General features: G+C 69.9%; 8 protein-coding genes. 4 read left to right on the top strand and 4 right to left on the bottom strand.

Annotation, left to right across the window (positions count from 1 at the left end; all coding sequences use genetic code 11):
- Positions 1 to 424, top strand: a 424-nt coding sequence (locus tag CQZ88_RS27005; RefSeq protein WP_258008815.1) for a PaaI family thioesterase, incomplete at its 5' end; no start/stop codon positions are given.
- 78 nt (positions 425 to 502) lie between these two features.
- Here CQZ88_RS27005 and CQZ88_RS27000 read toward each other — a convergent pair.
- Complete coding sequence (locus tag CQZ88_RS27000) at positions 503 to 1,327, bottom strand: IclR family transcriptional regulator (RefSeq protein ID WP_102800564.1); 825 nt, start codon at positions 1,325 to 1,327, stop codon at positions 503 to 505.
- A 79-nt stretch (positions 1,328 to 1,406) separates the two neighbouring features.
- Complete coding sequence (locus tag CQZ88_RS26995) at positions 1,407 to 2,330, bottom strand: SDR family NAD(P)-dependent oxidoreductase (RefSeq protein WP_102800563.1); 924 nt, start codon at positions 2,328 to 2,330, stop codon at positions 1,407 to 1,409.
- Between the two features lie 697 nt (positions 2,331 to 3,027).
- On the opposite strand from CQZ88_RS26995, the gene CQZ88_RS26985 reads away from it, so the two are divergent.
- Positions 3,028 to 3,621, top strand: coding sequence for a TetR family transcriptional regulator (locus tag CQZ88_RS26985; protein WP_102800561.1), 594 nt, complete (start codon positions 3,028 to 3,030; stop codon positions 3,619 to 3,621).
- A gap of 61 nt (positions 3,622 to 3,682) precedes the next feature.
- Here CQZ88_RS26985 and CQZ88_RS26980 read toward each other — a convergent pair whose 3' ends face one another.
- Positions 3,683 to 4,942, bottom strand: a complete 1,260-nt coding sequence (locus tag CQZ88_RS26980) for an MFS transporter (RefSeq protein WP_102800560.1) — start codon at positions 4,940 to 4,942, stop codon at positions 3,683 to 3,685.
- Between the two features lie 76 nt (positions 4,943 to 5,018).
- Between CQZ88_RS26980 and CQZ88_RS26975 the strand changes: the two genes are divergently transcribed.
- Positions 5,019 to 5,882: a LysR family transcriptional regulator gene (locus tag CQZ88_RS26975; RefSeq protein WP_102800559.1), complete on the top strand. Its 864-nt coding sequence runs from the start codon at positions 5,019 to 5,021 to the stop codon at positions 5,880 to 5,882.
- Positions 5,883 to 5,954: 72 nt separating this feature from the next.
- Here CQZ88_RS26975 and CQZ88_RS26970 read toward each other — a convergent pair whose 3' ends face one another.
- The gene (locus CQZ88_RS26970; protein ID WP_050036471.1) at positions 5,955 to 6,275 is read right to left on the bottom strand and encodes a GYD domain-containing protein; all 321 of its coding nucleotides are present in this window, start codon (positions 6,273 to 6,275) and stop codon (positions 5,955 to 5,957) included.
- Positions 6,276 to 6,429: 154 nt separating this feature from the next.
- Here CQZ88_RS26970 and CQZ88_RS26965 point away from each other — a divergent pair, with 154 nt between their 5' ends.
- Complete coding sequence (locus CQZ88_RS26965) at positions 6,430 to 6,840, top strand: TIGR03618 family F420-dependent PPOX class oxidoreductase (RefSeq protein WP_050036470.1); 411 nt, start codon at positions 6,430 to 6,432, stop codon at positions 6,838 to 6,840.
- The last annotated feature ends 8 nt before the right edge of the window (positions 6,841 to 6,848 follow it).

Below are 6,848 nucleotides of genomic sequence, written 5' to 3'. Positions count from 1 at the left end.
GCTGCGTCCGCCGTTCGACGGTCCGTCGCGGTCCCGGGACACGGGTGGGCGCGAGCCGTGGGCGCTGTTCACCCACAACCCGATGGGCATTCCGCTCGAGATCTACTTCGGCGCGGACGAGGCGCGGGCCCGGCTGGTCGCGAACGCCCTGCACGAGGGCCCGCCCGACAGCGTGCACGGCGGGTTCAGCGCTCACCTGCTGGACTGCATGCTCGGCACCCTCATGCAGGCCCGGGGCAGCCGTTCGCTGACGGCGTCGCTCGACCTGCGCTACCTGCGGCGCACGCCGCTCGACGAGCCGCTGGATCTGTATTCGCGGATCGTCGAGACCGAGGGCCGGAAGACCGTCGCCGAGGGCTGGATCGAATGCCGCGGTGAGCGCACGGTCGAGGCGCGGGGAGTGTTCGTCCACGTCGAGGGATGACCGGGCTCGTCGACGGAACAGTGTGCAGGGAAAGCGAATTCGCGGCGCGCCGGACGACCTCCGGCGCGCCGCCGCGTTCTAGTTCGCGACACCCACACGCGTTCGGTACGACAGCCGGGTCCGCGCGACGGAACCGGGCCGGCCGGGGGTGAGCATCCGTGAGGTGCGGCGCGCGGCGGCCCAGACCATCGGTGCGATGTGGGCGAGTTCGACCGAACCGCGGCACGCCACCGAGATCGCACCCACGACGCCGTCGGGGCCGGCGACCGGTGCGGCGACCGCGCTGATGGACATGGGGCACGAGTGGCCGGGCACGAACGCGAGACCCTGCCGCTGGCGCACCCGGTTCAGGCGTTCGTGCAGTACCGACAGGTCGGCGCGGGACCGGACGTGCGGTCCGGCCGTCATGAGGGCGTCCACCCTCTCCGGCTCGAGACCGGCGAGCAGCGCCCGTCCGCTGACGGTGCTCTCGGCCGGCAGCCGGGCTGCGACCTGGGAGGGGATGCCCGCGCTCGCCGAGCCCCCGATCCGGTCGAGGAAATAGACGGACGAGCCTTCGAGCACCGTTAGGTGTGCGACTCCGCCGGTGCCGATCTGCAGGTCGTTGAGCATCCCCGCGGCTGCGGCGCGCAGCTGCGAGTAGTCCGAGGGCCGGGCCATCGTCTGCATCCGCAGGCCGGGGCCGTACCCGCGGGAGTCGTGTTCGACCCAGTGCAGGTCGACGAGCTGGGTGAGCAGGCGGAACGCGGTCGAGCGGGGAAGGCCGGTGGCGGCCGTGATCTCTTCGAGGAACATCCGGTCGGGACCGGATGTGAACACGTCGAGGATCTGGGTGAACCGTTCCGCAACGCTGGGGCGCTGCTCGCGCGGCATGTCCGACACCGGAATCGAGTCACTACGCATCACAGTCAATGTCTGGCCTCCTTCGGCTCACATTACCTAGCACTTGCTTGGTGCGCTGTGCGGACCGGGCGGTGACCCGTCACGCGAGCTTGGTGCGCACGCCGGTGGTGTCCAGAGCGGCGACGCTGCGGGCGGAGAACGTCCGGTCGGCAGGGCGGTCGGCAAAGTACCCGGAGACCTGCCCGTCGAGTTCGTCGACGGTGAAGACCCCGGAGCCGGCGGTGAATCGGTTCTCCACCACCGGGGGAGCCATCAGCGCCACCATGTCGCCGTAGACGACGAAGACCTGCCCGTTCACGCGGCTCGACGCCGGGCACGACAGGTAGACGACGAAGGTCGCCACCCGCTCGGGAGCCAGGATGTCCACGGCCGAACCGGACGGGTCTTCGTCGAAGACATGCGCGGTCATCTCCGTACGCGCCCTTGGCGCGATCGCATTGGCGGCCACTCCGTACCGGGAAAGTCCTTGCGCAGCAGCCAGGGTGAGAGCGACGATCCCGGACTTGGCGGCGGCGTAGTTCGATTGCCCCGCCCCGCCGAAGAGGAACGCCTCCGACGTGGTGTTGATCAGTCGCCCGTACACCGGGGAACCCGACGATTTCGACTGTGCACGCCAGTATCTCGCTGCCGCGGTGGTCAGCGCCGCGTGCCCCTTCAGATGCACGCGGAGCACGTCGTCCCACTTTTCCTCGGTCATGTTGACCAGCATCGCGTCGCGGATGATGCCCGCGTTGTTCACCACGATGTCGAGGCTGCCGAACAGTTCGACGGCCGCGTCGACGAGGCGGTCGCCGATCGACCAGGTTCCGACGTCGCCTTCGACGGCGATGGCCGTGCCGCCGCGCTCCTCGATCTCGGCGGCGACGGTCTGCGCGGCGGCTCCGATGTCGTTGACGACGACGGCTGCGCCCCGTTCGGCGAGGGCGAGTGCCTCGGCCCGGCCCAGGCCGGACCCGGCTCCCGTCACCACGGCCGTGCGGCCGGTCAGGTCGGTGTCGCTCACAACGTCTCCTCGTTTCGGTGGATGCCGGGCCCACGGGCCGGCGCGACGGGTCCGCGCGGGCGCGGACTGTTCCTGCGGCGCGGTCCACCCTGCGGCGGCCGCTCCTGCCGATGGGGCAGCGCACGATCTCGGGCGTCCGGTGGCGGGAGTGCGACTCCGGTGTCCGCCTCGGCAGCGTATCCGACGCCGAGAGCGCATTCGATAGAATCAGATTCTTCTTCCGTCGAGGATAGGACCGATCCCGGTTCGTCGAAACTTAAGCGATATAGCTGCATATTTCCATGTATACGGCTCTGGAAGAAAGAACGTGATTCTATTCCGCTGACCGGGACCTGCGGGCGGGATCGCGCTCGGCCCACCTACGCTCCACGCAGGTGCTCGACGCGCCCGCGGCGCCCGACCGGCGGCAGGTCGGGCTGCCGGCCCGCCCTCACTCCCGGAGAACCATGAAGCGCACCGTCCACAGCGACGAACACGAGCAGTTCCGCTATGTCGTCCGGACGTTCCTCGCCGAGGACGTCGTTCCCTACTGCGACCGGTGGCAACACGACAACCGGGTACCACGCGAAGGGAGCCAGCGAGGTCATGACGACGATCATCGCGAGGCGTCTCCGGCTGTGACCCCGTCATCGCTGCCGCGGGCTAGTGTGCGCGGGTGAGTTCCGCAGCCGCCGGTGTACCCATGAGCCCGGACGACATGACCCCCGCACAACTGCGGCGACGCAGCCGGATCACCGAGACCGTCGTCGAGATGCTCGAGGAGACGAGCCCGGACAGCATCCAGATGCGGGACGTGGCCGAGCGTTCCGGGGTGGCGCTCGGCACCCTCTACCGGTACTTCCCGGCCAAGCCCCAACTGCTCGCCGCCGCGATGATGGCGTGGAACGACCGCCTGTCGCAGCGGCTCGCCGCCGAGCGCCGGCGACGCCCTGACCGCGACGCCCGGGCGGAGGATGTGATGGAGCGCGTCGTCCGGTTGTACGTGCGGCAGATGAAAGCGTTCCAGCGGGGCCCGCACTTCGCCCGCCTGGAGGTCGAGTTGCAGACCTCCCGGGATCCGTATGTGGTGGAGACGTTGGTCGAGCGATCGGCGGTCAACCGCTCGGCCGTCCTCGACGCGATGGAGGGAATCCCGGCGGAACGGGCACGGCTGGCGTCGCTGGCGATCGGCAGCACCATGCTCAATTCGCTGGTGCTGTGGACGACGGATCGCATCAGGTTCGCGGAGGCGCTGCGCAACGTCGAGGACGTGTGCCGGCTGTTGTTGAGCGACCGTCCTGCCGCGAGCTGACGGCTACCCGCCGGGGCGACGGAGCTCGTTGCACTGCAGCTCTTCACACGTCCGGACGCAATCACCTCTGCGCATCCGTCGGGTGTCCGTCGTCGTGTGCCTCCGCGGCCGGGGTGCGCCGGTGCTGCCGTAGGTGTTCCACGACGACGAGGGCGAAACCCGTAGTGGGCAAGACCGCGCCGAGGACGCACACCGCCTGCCATCCGCCGGTGAGGTAGGCGGCGGTGGACAGCGCGCTGCCGAGGGCGCCGGCCAGGAAGTAGGACGTCATGTACGCGGTGTTGAGGCGGCTGCGGGCGTCGGGCCGCAACGGCTGGATCAGGCTCTGATTGCTGATGTGCGTTCCCTGGATACCCAGGTCCAGCAGGGCGACTCCCACCGCGAGTGCGAGCACGTGGTGTTCACCGAAGGCGAGGAACACGAAGCTGGCCGCGGTGACCGCGACGAACAGACCCGTCTGCCGCCGCGCATAGCCGCGGTCGGCGAAGATGCCGGCCGTCCGTGCTGCCAGCGCGCCGGCGACCCCGACGAGGGTGAAGATCCCGATGCGGGCCTCGGACCACCCGTACCCCGGCCCGGCGAGCAGGAAGCCGACGCTGGTCCAGAACACCCCGAACGAGGCGTAGGTCAGGGCACCGTAGGCGATCCGGCTGCGCAGTACCGGTTCGTCGCGGATCAAGCACACCACCGAGGCGAGCACCGTGCGGTAGCCGGCGGTGGTCGCCGGTGGCAGGACCGGAAGGGTCCGCACCAACAGCACGGTGCAGAGCATCAGCGCCGCAGCCAGCACGAACACCGCTCGCCACCCGGCGATCCCGGCCACCAGGCCCGCCACGACGCGGGAGAGGAGAATGCCGAGCAGCAGGCCGGTCATCACGTTTCCGATCACCCGTCCGCGTTCGTCGTCCCGGGCCAGGGACGCGGCGAACGGGACGAGGATCTGGCCCACGACCGATCCGGTGCTGACGAGCACGGCCGTGGCGGCGAGGATCTGCCAGGTCGGTGCCCAGGCCATGACCAGCAGGCCGGCGGCGGTGAGCACGAGCATGCGTCGCAGCAGCCGCCGCCGTTCGACCATGTCGCCCAGCGGCACCAGCAGGGCCAGGCCGGCGGCGTACCCGATCTGCCCCGCGGTGACCACCCATCCGATCTGGGTGGTGGAGGCGTCGAGGCTGTCGGCGACGGCGCCGACGAGCGGCTGGGCGTAGTAGCTGTTGGCCACCACCAGGCCCGAGGCCAGGGCCATCGCGACGACGAGTCGGCGGGGCATGCGGGTGGTGGGGGTCTCGGCGGTCGGGGTGCCGGTGGACGGGGACTGCATGGCACCGATCCTGCGAGCTCCGGTATTGATGTGTCCAACGGGATGAATCGATGAATCCGAGCGATAGAGTCGATGAATGGAACTACGGCAGTTGCGGCACTTCTTGGCCGTCGCCGAGCACGGGCACTTCACCCGGGCCGCCGAGTCGGTGCACCTGTCGCAGTCGGCGCTCAGCGCGTCCGTGCGTGCGCTCGAGAACGAACTCGGGACGTCGCTGTTCGAGCGCACCACCCGGTCGGTGCTCCCGACCGCGGCGGGCAGAACTCTCTATCCCTACGCGCAGCGGTTGCTACGCGAGGCCACGGAGGCCCGCGCAGCCGTGGCGAGGCTGGAAAGCGGGGAGACCGGCACCCTCGCGGTGGGCACCGTGCAGACATTCCGGGCCGCGGACCTGCCGTCACTGCTCGCACAATTGCACCGCGCCCACCCGGGTATCGAGGTGGCGCTGCGGGAGTCGACCACCACCGAGCTGTTCGACGCCCTCACCACGGCCGAACTGGACCTGGCGTTCGTCGCCCTCGACGCGCGTCCGCTGCCGCCCGGCCTCGTCGCATTGCGCACCTACACCGAGGAGCTCGTCGCCGTGGTCGCGCCCCACCATCCGCTCGCCGCGGTCGCGGTGATCGATCTCGCGGAACTGCAGTCGTATCCGTTCATCGAATTCGAGGCCGGCACCGGCCTGCAGACCACGGTCGATGCGCTGTTCGTCCGCGCGGGGGTGCACCGCGACGTGACGTTCCGCGTCGGGGACATGGATCGCCTGCTCGATCTCGTCCGCCACGGTCTCGGGGTCGCGGTCATCCCGGAGCCGATCGCGCGACGCAGCGGCCTGCACCGCATCGGGCTGCGGCCCGGGCCGCAGCACCGCACATTGGCGCTGGTGTGCCGTGACCCGGCCCCGTCCTCCACCGCCGCGCGACTGTTCCTCGAACTGCTCTGACCCTGCGGTCCGAACCGACGGGAGCGTCCCGCTCGGTGCCCGGAGGGAGCGTCCCGCTCGGTGCCCGGAAGATCAGTGGCCGGGCGTCCGGTACGCGGCGTTGCGATGCACCGCGTCGTCCATCTCCTGAGGGGTGAGCAGCCGGATCGGCACGGAACGCGCGATACCCGACGCACGGGTGCGGAACTCGAGCGTGGCCGCGGCGAGATCGTCGGGCACCTCCCCGATGACGTAGAGGTCGTGCCCGCCGAGCGCGAAGTGCACGGACTCGATGCTGCCACCGACACTCTCGACCATCTCGGTGATGGCGGAACTACGGACGGACCCACCCTCGGAGAGCAGACCCTGCGCGCCCTCGGGTGTGTAGGTGACCTGCCACAGGTACTTCGGCATGTTCTCGACTCCTCGGCTGTCGGGCCATTCCACGGCCGGGCTCGGTGCCCCTTACATGGTCGACCCGCTCGCGCCCTCGTGGGGCGGTTTCGCCCACAACCGGCGTAGGTTCGTGACCGAACCGTCCGACCTTCCCGACGAGAGGACCACTGCCGTGCCCAGACCTCCGCTGCCGCAGGCCGTCGCCGAGATGCTCGCCCAGCCGAACTACGCCACCATCAGTACGGTGCGGGCCGACGGACATCCTGTGTCGGTGCCCACCTGGTATCTGTTCAAGAACGGCCGGATCCTGGTGAACATGGACGCCGGGCGCAAGCGGCTCGAGCACCTGCGCCGTGATCCCCGGATCAGCCTGAGCGCGATGGACCCGGCGGACTGGGTGACACACGTGAGCCTCCAGGGGCGGGTCGTCGAGTTCGTCGACGACCCCGAGCTGACCGATATCGACCGCGTCGCGCGGCACTACACCGGCAAGCCCTACGGGGTGCGCAACCGGCCGCGGGTCAGTGCCTGGATCGAGATCGACCGCTGGCATGCGTGGGGCCGGCTGAAGGATGCGGCCTGACACAGTCC

The organism is Rhodococcus sp. ENV425, assembly GCF_002887785.1.
Taxonomy (GTDB): domain Bacteria; phylum Actinomycetota; class Actinomycetes; order Mycobacteriales; family Mycobacteriaceae; genus Rhodococcus; species Rhodococcus aetherivorans.
Note: the sequence above shows the minus strand (reverse complement) of the source record. Positions and strands in the feature narration are given on the sequence as shown.